The organism is Streptomyces sp. NPDC006385, assembly GCF_040612485.1.
GTDB lineage: Bacteria > Actinomycetota > Actinomycetes > Streptomycetales > Streptomycetaceae > Streptomyces.
In genome coordinates, this window is the sequence record NZ_JBEXQG010000015.1 from 69,672 (window position 1) to 84,147 (window position 14,476).

14 protein-coding genes and 1 pseudogene are annotated in these 14,476 nt (G+C 71.9%); 3 read left to right on the forward strand and 12 right to left on the reverse strand.

Annotated elements, in window-relative coordinates:
- Nucleotides 1-120: 120 nt before the first annotated feature.
- From ABZ078_RS14630 to ABZ078_RS14640, 3 genes are all read right to left on the reverse strand, one after another.
- On the reverse strand, nt 121-423 hold the full coding sequence (locus ABZ078_RS14630) for a hypothetical protein (protein ID WP_356575121.1): 303 nt from the start codon (nt 421-423) through the stop codon (nt 121-123).
- Between the two features lie 10 nt (nt 424-433).
- Nucleotides 434-1,087, reverse strand: coding sequence for a helix-turn-helix domain-containing protein (locus tag ABZ078_RS14635; RefSeq protein WP_356575123.1), 654 nt, complete (start codon nt 1,085-1,087; stop codon nt 434-436).
- Nucleotides 1,088-1,259: 172 nt separating this feature from the next.
- Nucleotides 1,260-2,198 (reverse strand): diiron oxygenase, encoded by a 939-nt coding sequence (locus ABZ078_RS14640; protein WP_356575125.1) that lies wholly within the window; start codon nt 2,196-2,198, stop codon nt 1,260-1,262.
- A gap of 89 nt (nt 2,199-2,287) precedes the next feature.
- Here ABZ078_RS14640 and ABZ078_RS14645 point away from each other — a divergent pair, with 89 nt between their 5' ends.
- On the forward strand, nt 2,288-3,394 hold the full coding sequence (locus ABZ078_RS14645) for a ferritin-like domain-containing protein (RefSeq protein WP_356575127.1): 1,107 nt from the start codon (nt 2,288-2,290) through the stop codon (nt 3,392-3,394).
- Nucleotides 3,395-3,410: 16 nt separating this feature from the next.
- Here the strand turns inward: ABZ078_RS14645 and ABZ078_RS14650 are convergent, their stop codons facing one another.
- The 7 genes from ABZ078_RS14650 to ABZ078_RS14680 form a co-directional block, all read right to left on the reverse strand.
- Nucleotides 3,411-3,929, reverse strand: a complete 519-nt coding sequence (locus tag ABZ078_RS14650; protein ID WP_356575128.1) for a DUF3291 domain-containing protein — start codon at nt 3,927-3,929, stop codon at nt 3,411-3,413.
- A gap of 66 nt (nt 3,930-3,995) precedes the next feature.
- The gene (locus ABZ078_RS14655; protein WP_356575130.1) at nt 3,996-5,471 is read right to left on the reverse strand and encodes a penicillin-binding transpeptidase domain-containing protein; all 1,476 of its coding nucleotides are present in this window, start codon (nt 5,469-5,471) and stop codon (nt 3,996-3,998) included.
- Entirely contained in the window at nt 5,468-6,850 is a 1,383-nt protein-coding gene (locus ABZ078_RS14660; protein ID WP_356575132.1) for an FtsW/RodA/SpoVE family cell cycle protein, read from the reverse strand. The genes ABZ078_RS14655 and ABZ078_RS14660 overlap by 4 nt, the downstream gene beginning before the upstream one ends.
- Before the next feature lie 43 nt (nt 6,851-6,893).
- Nucleotides 6,894-7,391 carry an SH3 domain-containing protein gene (locus ABZ078_RS14665; RefSeq protein ID WP_356575134.1) on the reverse strand — a complete coding sequence of 166 codons (498 nt, stop codon included), beginning with the start codon at nt 7,389-7,391 and terminating at the stop codon, nt 6,894-6,896.
- Between the two features lie 99 nt (nt 7,392-7,490).
- A complete protein-coding gene (locus tag ABZ078_RS14670) occupies nt 7,491-8,765 on the reverse strand; it encodes a HAMP domain-containing sensor histidine kinase (RefSeq protein ID WP_356575135.1) in 1,275 nt (424 codons plus the stop codon).
- On the reverse strand, nt 8,762-9,508 hold the full coding sequence (locus ABZ078_RS14675; protein ID WP_356575136.1) for a hypothetical protein: 747 nt from the start codon (nt 9,506-9,508) through the stop codon (nt 8,762-8,764). The genes ABZ078_RS14670 and ABZ078_RS14675 overlap by 4 nt, the downstream gene beginning before the upstream one ends.
- A gap of 93 nt (nt 9,509-9,601) precedes the next feature.
- Nucleotides 9,602-10,108, reverse strand: coding sequence for a dual specificity protein phosphatase (locus ABZ078_RS14680; protein ID WP_356575138.1), 507 nt, complete (start codon nt 10,106-10,108; stop codon nt 9,602-9,604).
- A gap of 114 nt (nt 10,109-10,222) precedes the next feature.
- Here ABZ078_RS14680 and ABZ078_RS14685 point away from each other — a divergent pair, with 114 nt between their 5' ends.
- Nucleotides 10,223-11,029 (forward strand): nuclease-related domain-containing protein, encoded by an 807-nt coding sequence (locus ABZ078_RS14685; protein WP_356575141.1) that lies wholly within the window; start codon nt 10,223-10,225, stop codon nt 11,027-11,029.
- Between the two features lie 91 nt (nt 11,030-11,120).
- Here the strand turns inward: ABZ078_RS14685 and ligD are convergent, their stop codons facing one another.
- Nucleotides 11,121-12,002: a non-homologous end-joining DNA ligase gene (gene ligD, locus ABZ078_RS14690; protein ID WP_356575143.1), complete on the reverse strand. Its 882-nt coding sequence runs from the start codon at nt 12,000-12,002 to the stop codon at nt 11,121-11,123.
- 71 nt (nt 12,003-12,073) lie between these two features.
- Between ligD and ABZ078_RS14695 the strand changes: the two genes are divergently transcribed.
- Nucleotides 12,074-13,126, forward strand: a complete 1,053-nt coding sequence (locus ABZ078_RS14695; protein ID WP_356575145.1) for a Ku protein — start codon at nt 12,074-12,076, stop codon at nt 13,124-13,126.
- Nucleotides 13,127-13,196: 70 nt separating this feature from the next.
- Here the strand turns inward: ABZ078_RS14695 and ABZ078_RS14700 are convergent.
- Nucleotides 13,197-14,450: pseudogene (locus tag ABZ078_RS14700) on the reverse strand (beta-ketoacyl-[acyl-carrier-protein] synthase family protein); the annotation flags it as partial.
- Nucleotides 14,451-14,476 lie beyond the last annotated feature (26 nt).

The following is a 14,476-nucleotide window of genomic DNA, read 5'->3' on the forward strand; positions in this document are numbered from 1 at the left end:
CAGAAACCGTCCTGACACGTCATCACCTCCGGTGCGGGGAGACTTTCTGCTCCGCACCGAGAGCATTGGTCGATCGCTCGTGCTTCGCTCGGCGGTTGTGCGCGGTCCGGCGCAGCAAGGTCACTCGTTCGTGTCGTCCGGCTTGCCGCTCGGCGTGGCGTCCGGCTTGGACCACGGCCAGTTCAGGCGGCGGGTGGGCGCCCCTTCGGGGTCGTACTCGTACTTCCAGCGCGCGCTGAGGCCCATGCGGGCGCTCGGTGTGCGTGGTACGCGGCGGTAGACGAGGACGGTGGACGGGCCGCCGTGCGGGTCGGGGACGGGGATGCGGTACGTCTTGGGCGGGTGGCCCGTGATGCCCAGGAGCACGGGCAGGACGCGGCCGTCCATGGGGCCGCCCTCGAAGGGGGTGTCTTCGCTCTTCACGGCACCAGTGTCAGCCATCCGCCGCGAGCTTCTCGGCCAGCGCGGCGGTCTGGGGGTCCCGGGCGGCCGTGACCGCGAGGACGGCGGTGAACTGCTCGACCAGCCAGTCCCGCAGCTCCTCCACGGGTGGCTGCTTGTCCTCGTCGAGCCAGATGAGGGACGCCGCCTCGACCGCGGTGATCCACATCCGCACGGTCATGCGGAGGCGGAGGCCGGGGTCGGTGACCTCCAGGTGGCTGAGGATGTGCTCGGCGGCGGCGCGGCGTACGCCGTCCACTATGGCTGTCGTGCGGGACGTCTCCACGACGCTGCCGCCCTGGAGGAGGGCGCTGAAGCCGGTGTCGTGCTCGTCCACGAAGGCGAGGTAGCGGTCCAGGGCCCGGGCGAGGCGGTCGAGGAGGGGGCCCTCGTGGGGTTCGGCGAAGCAGTGCTGGAGCTCCTCCGCGGCCGAGCGCAGGGCGGCCTCGTAGAGCTGCTGCTTGCCGCCGGGGAAGTAGCGGTACACGAGCGGCCTGGAGACCCCGGCCGCCTCGGCCACGTCGTCCAGGGAGACGTCCTCGGGGGCGCGGTGGGCGAAGAGGGAGAGCGCGGCGTTGAGGAGTTGGCTGCGGCGTTCCTCGATGCTCAGGCGGCGGTAGGCGGGGGTGGCGGCCGAGGGCGTCATGACCAGCAGGGTAGTCGGGTGGTCATGGCTGTGGTGGTGCGTGTGCGGGCGGTGGGGGCGTGCGTTGATGCCTGCGGCGGCCCGCGGGTGTTCGGTGGGGGTGCGCGTAGCGCCTGCGGTGGGTTGTGGGTCGGGGACGTACGCGGCTGCGGGGCCGTGGGGGTTCGCCTGCCTATGCCAGGAGGCCCGACGACCTCCACAGGCGTCGGCCCACTCCGCGCAGGACTCCTATGTCGTCCAGGAAGTCCGTCAGGCGCTTGGCGCCGGTCTGCATGACCTCGCGGCGGTGGGCGCTGGACTTGACCTGGGCCATGGCCTCGCGCTTGTCCAGGCCGACGTTCGTGTAGACCTCGGGGTTGACGAAGGCGACCGAGAAGACGCGGGCGAACTCGCCGGACGTGACGCGGGTGAACTCCTGCGACCACTTCGGGGCCGTCACCATCTGGCGGCGCAGCTCCTCGCGGGCGTAGCGGACGTGGCGGGCCTCCTCGACCACGTGGATGCGGGTGACGCCGCGGATGAGGGGCTGGACGCGTTCGTCGGGGAACGTCAGGCGCTGCATCCAGTCGAGGACCTCCTCGCCGAGCAGCGTGGCCGTGAAGGAGCCGGGGGTGGTGGAGATCGTCTTGAAGAGGCGGCCCAGGTTCTGGTGGACGCGGCTCACGGGGTACCAGGGGGTGTCGCCGTGGGAGATCAGGCGGGCGAACATCTTGGAATGGCGGCACTCGTCCTCGATCTCGGTGAGGGCGTAGCGGACGTGTGCGCTGGTCGCCGCCTTGTCGTAGATGTGGCGGACCAGGAGCTGCATGAGGATGATCTCGAACCAGATGCCCAGGGAGGCGAGGGCCGCCGACTCGTGCCGGGAGAGCAGGATGCGCTGCTCCTCGCTCATGCGCTTCCAGAGCGGGGTGTCGTAGAGGGACACCAGTTCCGGTGGCCAGAACCACTTGCCCTCCTCGAAGGGGGCGTCCCAGTCGAGCTCCTGGTCGGGATCGAAGGAGTGCTTGGCGGAGGAGTCGAGCAGCCGCTGGGCCACCTGCTCCCGGTCCTTGAGCAGGCCGAGCGCATCGCGCAGCCCCGCGAGCGCATCGGCTTCCGTCAGCGTCGTCATGCCCTTATGAGACTGCTTGTCAGCAAGCCCGTCAATCCCTCACGCGCAACTTGTTGACCCCGCGTCTACTACGTGTGAGCCTGCGGAACATGCCGACTTTCGACCTGTACGCCACAGATCCGGGAGACCCTCTCTGGCAGGTGCCGACGACCGGCGCGGCACGTTTCAGCTGGGAGTACGACGACGGCCGCGACCGGCTTCTGGCCCTGTACCAGAAGGGCAAGGACAAGCAGTGGGACGGGCGGACGCGAATCGAGTGGGAGCTGGAGGTGGATCCGTACGATCCGCTCGGGACCCCCGACGAGTCCCTGTCCCTGTACGGCACCAAGTACTGGGCGAAGCTCACCGACCAGGACAAGGGCGAGCTGCGCAAGCACTTCGCCTCCTGGCAGTTCAGCCAGTTCCTGCACGGTGAGCAGGGCGCGATGGTCTGCGCCGCGCGGATCGTGGAGTCCGTGCCCGACCTCGACGCGAAGTTCTACTCGGCGACCCAGGTGATGGACGAGGCCCGGCACGCGGAGATCTACGGCCGCTTCCTGCACGAGAAGATCGGGATGCTGTACCCGGTCGACGACAACCTCCAGTCCCTGCTGGGGGACACCCTGCGGGACAGCCGGTGGGACATGCCCTACCTCGGTATGCAGGTCCTGATCGAGGGGCTGGCGCTGGCGGCTTTCGGCATGATCCGGGACACCACCGACAAGCCCCTGCCCAAGCAGATCCTGGCCTACGTCATGCAGGACGAGGCCCGGCACGTGGCCTTCGGGCGGATGGCGCTCAGGGACTACTACAGGCAGCTCACCGACGCCGAGCTCCGTGAGCGCGAGGAGTTCGTCATCGAGGGCTGCCACCTGATGCGCGACCGGCTGCGGGGTGTGGAGGTGCTGGAGAACTTCGGCATCCCGACCGCCGAGGCCGAGGAGTACAGCGAACAGTCCGAGTTCCTGGCCTTGTTCCGTCAGTTGCTGTTCTCCCGCATCGTCCCCTGCGTCAAGGACATCGGCCTGTGGGGCGAACGGCTCCAGCAGGCCTATGTCGACATGGGCGTCTTCGAGATGGGCGACTCGAACCTGGACCTGCTGATGGCCCAGGACGAGGAGATCGCCGAGAGGCTCGACGCCGAGCGGTTCGCCGTCGAGGAGCGGGAGCGGGTGGCCGAGGTGGCGGCCGCCGTCCGGGCGGGGGCGGAGGGCTGAGGAGCCCGGCCCGTCGTCAGACCGAGCAGCCCAGTCCGTCCGGTACCTCGCCCAGCACCGGCTCGGCTCCCTGGGGCGGGAACGAGGTGCGCAGGGTGAAGGCGTACGGGGTCGGGCCGTTCGTGCGCAGGTGGAGGAGGCGGGACTCGGCTTCCGCGACGGTCGGGCGGTGGCCTGCCGGGACCCACCACAGGGCCGTCATCGCCTCCTGCACCCGTTCGAACCACTCGCGGCGGCGGGCCAGCATCTCGCGGTGGCGGCCCTGGTACATGTACGCGGTCAGGGCGTTCGTGTCGCGCCACATCGTCAGGTTGATGATGAGCCAGGAGTCGCCGAAGACGGGTACGGCCGTCGCGTCGCCGGAGTCGTCCTTCAGCCGCCAGACGAAGCCGTCGGCGGCGTCGGCATCGGCGTTCACGGGTTCGAGGTTGTCGACGAAGTCCTTCAACTGCGGTGAGTCCAGCGGTGCCTTGAGGCGGGCGATGTTGACCTGGGCGAGTTCGTAGGCGGCTTCCGGGGCGGCTGATGGCGTCATGGACCGAACGATAGGTCGGGAGGGGGCGCGGCGGCAGGGGCCGTCTCAATACGTGGGCACCGGCCATCAACCCCGCGCGCCCGAGGGCGACTTCAGTACCGCCTCCATCACCGCCCGGGCGATCGGCGCCGCGTCCCCGCCCCCGCTGATCTCGCCCCGGTCCGCGTCCGCGTCCTCCACCACCACCGCCACCGCGACCTTGGGCTCCAGATCGCGGTCGCCCTGCGCCCAGGAGACGAACCAGGCGTACGGCGTCCCGGAGTTGCCGAGGCCGTGCTGGGCCGTGCCGGTCTTGCCGCCCACCGTCGCGCCGGGGATCCAGGCGTTCGTGCCGGTGCCCTCCCGCACCACGTCCGCCATGAGCTCCTTGAGCTGGACGGCGGTCGACGGACGCATGGCCTGCCGCATCGGCCGCGACCCGGCCGTCGCGACCGTGCCTCCGCTCGCCCGGGTGGTGCGCTCCACCAGATACGGCGACCGCACCTGCCCGCCGTTGGCCACCGCCGCCGCGACCATCGCCATCTGCAAGGGGGTGGCCCGCGTGTTGTACTGCCCGATCGACGACAGGGCGAGCTGCGCCCGGTCCACCTTCGGGTCGAAGGTGCTCTCGGCGACCGGGAACGGGATCCTCAGGTCCGCGTCGTTGAAACCGAAGGCCCTCGCCGTCGCCGCCATCCGGTCCGCTCCCACCCGCACACCCAGCCTGGCGAACACCGTGTTGCACGACCACTCGAACGCTGTCCGCAGCGGAACGTCCACACAGCCCTTGGACGGGTTCGTCAGCGAGGTCCTGGTGCCCGGCAGTCGGTACGGGTCCGGGGAGTCGGTCGGCTCGTCCAGGTCCTCGACCACGCCCGCGTCCAGGGCCGCCGCCGCGGTCACCACCTTGAAGGTCGAACCCGGCGGGTAGGTCTTGCGCACCGCCCGGTTCAGCATCGGCTTGTCCGGGTCCTCGTTCAGCGACTTCCAGGACCGCGTCACCGCCGAACCGTTGCCCGACAGCACGGACGGGTCGTAGGACGGGGCCGACACCAGGGCCAGGATCCGCCCGGTCGACGGCTCGACGGCCGCGACCGCCCCCTTGCGGCCGGCCAGCCCCTCGTACGCCGCCTCCTGCGCCGCCCGGTGCAGGGTGGTCACGACGTCGCCGCCGGGATAGCGGTCGCGGGCGGTGCCCTGCCACAGCGGGAACGGGGACAGCAGGGGGTCCGTGCCTGACAGGACACCGTCCTCGGTCCGCTCCAGGAAGGTGGTGCCGTACACCTGTGAGGCGAAGCCGGTGACCGGGGCGTACATCGGGCCGTCCGTGTACGTCCGTTCGTAGCGGAGGTGCTCGCCGGTGTCGTGGGATCCGGTGACCGGCTCGCCGCCGACCAGGATGTCGCCGCGCGGTTGCCCGTAACGGGCCATGGAGGTGCGCCGGTTGGCGCTGTTGTCGTCGTAGGCCGGGGCCTGGAAGACCTGGATGCGGGCGGCGTTCACCAGCAGCGCGACCAGCAGCAGGGCGCAGAAGAAGGCGGCGTGGCGGATGTGCCGGGTCATCGGGGGGCCTCCTTGTCCTTCGGGACGCCGAACCGGCTCCGTGCCCTGTCGCTCAACCGGATCAGCAGCGCCACGATCGCCCAGTTGGTGACGACCGACGAGCCGCCCTGCGCCAGGAAGGGCATCGCCATGCCGGTCAGCGGGATCAGGCCCGTCACCCCGCCCGCGATCACGAACACCTGGAGCGCCACGATCGAGGCGAGCCCGACCGCGAGCAGCCGGCCGAAGGGGTCGCGCAGGGCGAGGCCCGCCCGGAAGCCGCGCTCCACCAGCAGTCCGTAGAGGAGGAAGATGGCCGCGAGGCCCGTCAGGCCCAGTTCCTCGCCGGCCGTCGCCAGGATGAAGTCCGACTTGGCCGCGAAGCCGATCAGGATCGAGTGGCCGAGGCCCAGTCCCGTGCCGACGAGGCCGCCCGCCGCGAAGGCGAACAGCGACTGGGACAGCTGGTTGGGGCCCTCGCCGGCCTCGATCGACGCGAGCGGGTGCTGCCAGTCCTCGACCCTGCTGTGCACATGCGGCTCCAACTGCCCGACGGCCACCGCGCCGACCGCCGCCAGCAGCAGGCCGACGGCGATCCAGCCGGTGCGGCCGGTGGCGACGTACAGCAGGACCACGAACAGGCCGAAGAACAACAGCGAGGTGCCGAGATCCCGTTCGAGGACCAGCACGCCGACGCTCAGCAGCCAGATGGCGACGATCGGGCCGAGGACGCGCCCCGTGGGCAGTTGCATCCGGCGCAGCCCGAAGACCCGACGGCCCGTGTACGCCAGCGCACTGCGGTTGGCGGCCAGGTACGCCGCGAAGAACACCGCGAGCAGCACCTTCGCGAACTCGCCGGGCTGGATGGAGAATCCGGCGATCCGGATCCAGATGCGGGCGCCGTTCACGGAGGGGAAGAAGATCGGCAGGGTGAGGAGCACGAGGGCGGCGACGACACACACGTAGGAGTACCGCTGGAGCACGCGATGGTCGCGCAGCAGGAGGACGACCCCGATGAACAGCGCCACGCCCAGCGTGGACCACACGAGTTGGGCGGGCGCCGCCCGGTCGCTCGGTGTCTCCAGGTCGAGCCGGTAGATCAGCACCAGGCCGAGGCCGTTGAGCAGCACGCCGATCGGCAGCAGCAGCGGGTCGGCGCAGGGGGCGCGCAGCCGCACCGCCAGATGCGCGAGCACCGCGAGCACGCCGAGCCCGGCGCCGTAACCGGCGGCGCCGGGCGGGACGGTGCCGTTCCTGGCGAGACCGACCGCGCAGTAGCCGTACACGGAGAGCAGGACGGCCACGACGATGAGGGCCAGTTCGATGCCACGGCGCCGGGGGAGACGTGCGGCGGGAGCGGGCGCGTCCGCTGCCACCAGGGTGGTTCCGGCCTTGGTCATGTCCGGAACTTACCCAAATAGTCCGTCTTATGTGCCTTACGTCTCAGCACCAGCGCGGCGCGGCCCCGATGTTGTCGATGTACCGGGCCGCGCCCCAGGCCCAGGTGCCGTCCGCGAGCAGGTACCACAGGGGGTTGCCGTCGATCCGCTGGCCCGGCGTCTTGCAGAAGATCTTGACGATCTCCCCTCGGTGGGCGGTCCGGATGACCTGGCTGCCCCGGTTGGGCGCACTGCGCAGCAGCAGCGTCCCCGCGGTGACCCGTCCCCGGGTGAACCGGCGGTCGTCGTGGCCCTGGCCCCCGCCCCAGTCGCCCTGGCCGTTCCCGCCGCCCTCCCCCTGGCCTCCGCCCCAGTCGCCGCCCCCGCCGCCGTCTCCCTGGCCGCCGCCCCCGCCCCCCTGGCCGCCGCCCCCGTCCCCTTGAGACGCGCCCGAGTCGCTTCCGGACCCCCACTCGTCGTCGGCAGCAGCGGGCGTGGCGTAGGCCGCGGCGACAAGGGCGCCGACGGCGAGGGATATGGCGAGGCGCGAGCGCAGGGCCATGGGAACCTCCATGAGAGAGGGACGAACCTGACTAATCGCCACATTAGGAGTAATGCCGGTCCCTCGCGCGTCCTGGTGAGCCATAGGGGAAGCGCCCACTCACGGCAGGACGAGACGAGCCACGGCCCCGCCGTCCACCGCGTTGGCGAACGTCAGCCGGGCCCCGAGCACTTCCGCCTGTCCCAACGCGATGGTCAGCCCCAGCCCATGGCCCCGGGATCCCCCCTCCGTACGGAACCGCTGCGGCCCGTGCGCGAGGAGATACTCCGGATAGCCCACGCCGTGGTCCCGCACGGTGACGACCGGCCCGTCCACGGTCAGTGACACCGGCCCGCGCCCATGCTTGTGCGCGTTCGCCACCAGGTTCCCCAGCACCCGCTCCAGCCGCCGCCGATCGGTCTCCACCACGACGTCCCGCACGACGACGACCTCGGTGTCGGACCCGGACGCCCGCACCACCCGCTCCGCCAGCGCCGCCAACGGCTCGCTGTCCAGCTCCAGCCGCTCACGCCCGGTGTCCAGCCGCGAGATCTCCAGCAGGTCCTCGGTCAGCGTGCGCAGCGCGGCCACCCGGTCCCGCACCAACTCCGTGGGCCGTCCCGGCGGCAGCAGTTCGGCCGCCGCGTGCAGCCCGGTCAACGGCGTACGCAGCTCGTGCGCCACGTCCGCCGTGAAACGCTGCTCGGCGAGCAGCTTGCCCTGCAACGACGCCGCCATGGAGTCCAGGGCGGCGGCGACCGCCCCCACCTCGTCCTGGGGCCGGCCCGGATCCTTCGTACGGGGGTCGTCGACCCGCGCGTCCAGATCGCCCCCGCTGATCCGCCGGGCCACCCGGGCCGTGGCGTGCAGCCGTCGCGTCACCCGCGTCACCGCGAACGCGCCCACCAGCACCGTCACCCCGATCGCCAGCCCCGACGACCACAGGATCGCCCGGTGCAGCCCCTCGATGGTGCGGGCCTGCTGGGCATAGTCGACCCGCACGGCGAGGACCCTCCCCCGCCCTTCGGGCGGGGGGACCCCCATCTCGCCTCGCTCGTCGTCGACGGGGCCCGCCGCCCACATGGCGGGGTGCCCCCGGTGCTCGGCGACCATCGTGCCCCGGTCCCCGGCCAGCGCCAGGTCCCGCAGCGAACCGGGCAGCTCCGGCGGATCGATCGCGACGCCCGGCCGGAGCGGGTCTCCGGCCTCGAACGACGCCGTCGCGTCATCCAGCCGGGACAGCGCGAGGTCACGGGCCTGGCCGACGGTCTGGTTGGTCACCGAGACATGCACGAGGATGCCGAGCAGCGCGGCGAGCGCGCAGCACATCACCGTGATGAAGACGGCGGCCTTGACGGCGAGCGTGCCGGCCCACTGGGGGAGCGCGAGCCTCATGGGGTGCTCGCAGAAGGCGAGGGGGAGGGGGAAGGGGAGGGGGAGAGGGAAGGGGAGGGGTGCGGGGTCTTCTCGCGGGACTCGGTGCGCAGCATCTCGTCGTGCGTGAGCAGCATGGCCTTCTGGTCGGCGTCCCAGGTCCACTGCAGGCGGTACTCGTACCCGGCCACCTCGGACGGCGAGCGGATGATCACCGACCGTCCGGCCAGCTCCACGCCGCTGATGGCGTCGTCCCACTCCATCACCTGCACGAGCCTGCGCTTCTCGACGGTGTAGACCCGCACCGCGGTCGTGTTGCCCGGCATCTGCCGGAAGCCCAGCGTGAGGTCGGGGCGCCCGTCGCCGGTCAGGTCCCGGTAGTACGGCTGGAGCACCGGGCAGCGGCCGCGCCCGGCGCCCTTGTCGCACTCGGCCATCAGGCGGCCGGTGCGGCCGTACGGCGCCTTGTCACCGGCGTAGTCCCCCGGGCTCTCGGCGATCTCCCTGCGCACCACCGCGACCGGGTCCACGTCGCGGATGTCGCCCTGGGGGACGGTGACGCCCTTGACCACCTCCCGGTTCACCTCGCCGACGACATAGGCCGGGCTGGACGCCGGCGTCAGCTGCGGCCAGAGCTTGTCCGGGCTGATCGCGGTCTCGGTCGGGCCCGCGCCCTGGAGCCCCCCGGCGTCACCGCACGCCGTCGCGGCCGCCAGCAGCAGGGCGACGAGCGCGGCGACGCGTGTGGGGCGGCTGCGGGGCACGGCTCTCCTGGGACTCGGGACGGGGATCGGTCCGTACACCCTATTCGTACGGAAGTCCTTTTTGCGCACCCGGTGGGCGGACGGGCGAAACGGCTACTCGGCGAGTTCCTCCAGGAGCCGGGCGGTCGGGAGTCCGGCCCGGAGGTAGTCGACGAACAGCTCGTTGTGCAAGGCCCACGGAGAGCGGCGGGAGCGTATCAGCCGGATCGCCTGCTCGGCGGAGCGGTCCCGGCGGGTCAGGGCATGGGCGATGACGAGCCCCGAGCGGTTGTACCCGTGGTAACAGCGGACGAGGACCCTGCGGCCCTCGTCCAGTGCCTCGCACGCGGCTTCCGCCAGGCGGATCACCCCCGCGAGCTGGGTCCCGTCCAGCGGCCCGTCGGGGATCGGCCACACATGGTGCTCGACGCCGGGATCGGGCCCGTGCCCCGGCAGCCGCAGCAGCGTCTGCACGACGTCGAACTCGTCCCGTACGACGGCGAACTCCAGTTGTCCCGACGACCCCCGGAACTCGTGCCCGCCCATCCACAGGCCGGGCACGATCTCACTCCACGGGCTGTCCGGAGCCGGTACGTCGGGTTGCTTCCTGCGAGTACGCAACGGCGCCTCCCCAACCAGCCCTCCCGGGGGATCTGCCCAACTCCGCTCAAAGGTAACCAGGTTCTTGCCCGGGCAGCACCCTGCCTGTTCCCATGGTCACAGGGGTGATGGTGCATGAGCGGACTGCGCGTCATACCGACCTGGCGGCACGGCCAGGAACGGCTCTACGTCTGCCTCACGGACGGTCGGAACCTCGCCTGGTACGACCGTGAGGCGGCCCGGATCAACCTGCTCAGCGAGGACCGCAGGGAGGACGTGCTGGAGGCCCTCGGCCCCTTCGTCACCGGCCCGGTGACGGTGGGCCCGCCTCCGGTCCCCACCCCGGCCGAGCTGGCCAGGCTGGCCCTCCACCCGGACGACGATCTCGCGCCCAACCGCCCCGGCGAGGCGCTCCTGGTCGACCTCGACCGGGATCCCGGTCCCCCGCACCGGTTGCGTCCCGACCCGCGCCGGCGGGCGCTGACGGCGGAGCAGACGGTCGGGGAGGCGCTGGACCGGCTGGACGGTGCGGGCTGGCACGCGCTGCACTCCGTTCCGCTGCCGGGCGGGGACCGGATCCATCACCTGGTGATCGGGCCCGGTGGGCTGTTCGCGCTGCACACCCTGTACGCCCGTAAGCAGAAGGTGACGGTGGCCGACCCGATGGTCTCCCTCGGCCGCCGCGAGCCGCAGCCCCTGCTGCGCCGCGTCCGCGCCGACGCCGACCGCGCCTCCTACGCCCTGACCGCGGAGGTCCGCCCGGTCCTGGCCCTGCTCGCCCCCGCCGAGGTGACGATCCCGGCGCCGCCGCGTGAGGTCCGGGTCCTCAAGGACACCGAGGTGGAGGGGCTGGCGCGGCTGGGCGGGGTGCTGAAGCCGGCGGATGTGGAGGCGCTGCACGCGATGGCTCGGGACCGGCGGGTCTGGGGTGCCGTGGGCTGAGCGGTGCGGTCCGGCTCAGTGGTGCGGGTCGGTGGTGCGGGTCGGTCGCGGGTGACCGTCGCCGGGGTCCACGGCCCCCGGGGAGCCGCTTTCAGGGCAGCGCGCCCGCGCGCTTCGGGTCGAGGAGGGGGGCCAGGAGGTCGCCGTAGTCCTGTAGGCGGGGGGCCAGGTCCGGGGCGAGGAAGGTCAGGTTCTCGGGGGAGCGGCAGTCCTCGACCTCCTCCCAGGTGACCGGCGCGGACACGGTGGGCTCGCGGCGGGCGCGCAGGGTGTAGGGCGTGGCCGTGGTCTTGCGGGCGGCGTTCTGGCTCCAGTCGACGAAGACCTTGCCGGGCCGCAGGCTTTTCGTCATCCGGTGGATCACGAGCCGGGGCATGGCCTTCTCGGCCTCCACGGCGAGCGCCTTGGCGTACTCCGTGGCCTGCTCGGAGGGGGCGGGCCGGATGGCCGCGGCGAGATGCAGCCCCTTCGAGCCGGACGTCTTGGCGTACGCCTCGATGCCGTCGGCCGCGAGTCGCTCCCGCAGCCACAGGGCCACCTCGCAGCACTCGACCACCGTGGCGGGCGAGCCGGGGTCGAGGTCGAAGACCAGCCGGTCGGCCTCGCCGGGCGCGTCGATCACCCACTGGGGCGTATGGAACTCAGTGACGAGGTTGGCGGCCCACATCAGGCTCGCGAGGTCCTGGACGAGCACCATGCGCGCCGGTCCCTCGACGCGGGGCACCTCGGAGGTGGTGACCCAGTCGGGGGTGCCCGGCGGGACGTTCTTGGCGAAGAACACCTGGCCGTCCGGGCCGTCGGGATACCGCAGGAAGGACAGCGGCCGATCGCGCAGATGCGGCAGCAGGGCGTCGGCGGTGGTGGCGTAGTAGTGCAGCATCTCGCCCTTGGTGAAGCCGGTCTCCGGATACAGCACCTTCTCCAGATTGCTGAGCGCGAGCCGTCGCCCCTCCACCTCTGTGATCGGCGTCATACGATGAGAATTCCAGAAATGGCGACAGATGTCTGACTGATCCCGGCGAAACTACCGAAAGGGTGCTGTGCGTGCGATCCATATGGAACGGTGCCATCTCGTTCGGGCTGGTCAGCATCCCGATCAAGGTCGTGAACGCGACCGAGAGCCACTCGATCTCCTTCCGCCAGATCCACACCGAGGACGGCGGCCGCATCCGCTACCGCAAGGTCTGCGAGCTGGAGGACCGCGAGGTCAGCCAGGCGGAGATCGGCAAGGGGTACGAGGACGCGGACGGCACGATCATCCCGATCACGGACGAGGACCTGGCCCACCTCCCGCTGCCGACCGCCAAGACGATCGAGATCGTGGCCTTCGTGCCGGCCGACCGTATCGACCCGCTCCACATGGACAGTGCCTACTACCTCGCGGCGGGCGGGGCGCCGGCCGCGAAGCCGTACACGTTGCTGCGGGAGGCGCTCAAGCGCAGCCAGAAGGTGGCGATCGCGAAGTTCGCCCTCCGGGGCCGGGAGCGGCTGGGCATGCTGCGGGTGGTCGGCGACGCCATCGCCATGCACGGGCTGCTGTGGCCGGACGAGGTGCGGGCGCCCGAGGGGGTCGCGCCGGACACGAAGGTCACGGTCAACGACAAGGAGCTGGACCTCGCGGACGCCCTGATGGACACCCTCGGTGAAATCGACCTCGACGAACTGCACGACGAGTACCGCGAGGCCCTGGAGGAGGTCGTCGCCGCGAAGGCCGCCGGCGAGGCCCCGCCGGAGGCGCCCGAGCCGACGGGGGGCGGCAAGGTCCTCGACCTGATGGCGGCCCTGGAGAACAGCGTGCGGGCGGCGAAGGAGTCGCGGGGCGAGGAGCCGGCCGAGGAGCCGGCGGAGGTCAGACGCCTGCCGGCGGGCAAGACCGCCAGGGCGGCGCCGAAGCAGGCGGCCGGGAAGAAGTCGACGGCGGCGAAGAAGACGGCGGCGAAGAAGACGGCGTCGTCGTCCGCCAGGAAGTCGACGTCGAAGACGGCCCAGGGGGCGAAGAAGACGGCGACGGCCAAGAGCACGGCCAAGAGCGCCGCCAAGAGCACGGCCAAGAAGACCCCGGCCAAGAAGACGACGTCCCGCAAGCGCACGGCGTGACGGCGTGAGCAGCGGGCGGTGGGCTCCTGGATGCCCGCCCGGACGGGCTGGGGCACCCGCGCACAGCCGGCTACCGCTCGCCTGCCCGCCGCAGCACCAGCACCGCGTTGTGTCCGCCGAATCCGAAGGAGTTGCTGAGGACCAGGTCGCCGTCCTGTGGCAGGGGGCGTGGTGCGCCGCGGACCACGTCCAGGTCGATGGCGTCGTCGAGTTCCGCGCAGCCCACGGTCGGCGGCACCACCCCGTGATGCAGGGTCAGCGCGGCGGCCACGGCCTCCACGCCGCCCGCGGCGCCCTGAAGGTGGCCGAGGTGGCCCTTGAGGGCGGTGACCGGTACGGGGCGTCGGCCGAGCACCGCCCGTAGCGCGCCCGCCTCCGCGAGGTCGCCCTCGGTCGTCGCCGTGGCGTGGGCGTTGACGTGTACGACGTCCCCGACGTGGCCGGCGGCGTCCTGCAGGGCCCGCCGCAGGGCGAGGGCGACGCCGTTGCCGGACGGATCGGGCGCCGCCATGTGGTGGGCGTCGGCGGACAGGCCCCAGCCCGCGGCCTCGCAGTAGATCCGCGCTCCTCGGGCCCGCGCGTGCTCCTCGGCCTCCAGGACGAGGATCCCGGCACCCTCGCCGTTGACGAACCCGCTCCGGTCCTTGGCGAAGGGCCGGGAGGGCGATCCCTCGGCGGGGTCCCCGTCGGCCAGGGCCCGCATCGCGGCGAAGGACGCCATGATCGCCGGCGTGACGACGGCTTCCGCGCCGCCCGCGAGAGCGACGTCGATCCGCCCGTACCGTATGCGGTCGATCGCCTGCCCTATGGCCTCGGTGCCCGACGCGCAGGCGCTCGTCACGGTCCGTGCCTCGCCGGTGATGTGCAGGTCCAGGGAGATCTGGGAGGCGGCCTGTGAGGGCACGGTCATCGGAGTGGTGAGGGGTGAGACCGCCCGCGGGCCCTTCTCCCGCAGCCTCCGGTCCCCGCCCACCAGCACGGACGCGTCCCCGAGAATGGCCCCCAGACTCACCCCCACCCGTCCGGGATCGACCCCGCTCTCCCGGGTGCCGCCCGCGACGAACCCGGCGTCGGCCCATGCCTCCCGGGCGGCCAGCACCCCGAACTGCGCGGCCCGGTTCATCCGCCGCGCCACCGGCCGGGGCAGCAGCCCGGAAGGGTCCACCGGCACCACCCCGGCGAGGCGCACGGGCAGTGCGTCGAACTCCTCCCCCTCCAACTCCCGGATGCCGTGGCGCCCTTCGAGCAGCCCCTGCCACAACTGGCCGACCCCGACCCCCAACGGGGTGACCGCGCCGAGGCCGGTGACGACGACTCTGCGGGGTCTGGACGCGGCGGGTTCACTCACCG